The following is a 251-nucleotide window of genomic DNA, read 5'->3' as shown; positions in this document are numbered from 1 at the left end:
GTGCGCCTCGTCGCTGTTCAAGGCGCGTGCGTCGCCGCGCAGATACGCGTCGACGCGGCTCGGCGTCAGCAGCGTCTTTTCGAATTCGGCGATCGCGTCGGTGATGGCCGGGCCGCTGATGCCGTCAGGATAGATCTGCGCGAAGGTCTCGACGAGCGCCGGATCGGCCTGCAATTTGCCGACGATCTGCTCCCACGACACCGAAGCCATTTCCACCGGATTCAGCGGCGGTCCGCCCGCCTGTTCCTGCA

General features: G+C 66.1%; 1 protein-coding gene. It reads right to left on the bottom strand.

All coding sequences use genetic code 11. From position 1 onward, the window contains the following. The coding region (locus tag SB816_RS33635) for a cytochrome c peroxidase (RefSeq protein ID WP_410548456.1) at window positions 1–251 on the bottom strand (251 nt) is incomplete at both ends.

This window comes from Achromobacter sp. SIMBA_011 (assembly GCF_046535435.1).
Classification (GTDB): Bacteria; Pseudomonadota; Gammaproteobacteria; order Burkholderiales; family Burkholderiaceae_B; genus Achromobacter; species Achromobacter dolens.
Note: the sequence above shows the minus strand (reverse complement) of the source record. Positions and strands in the feature narration are given on the sequence as shown.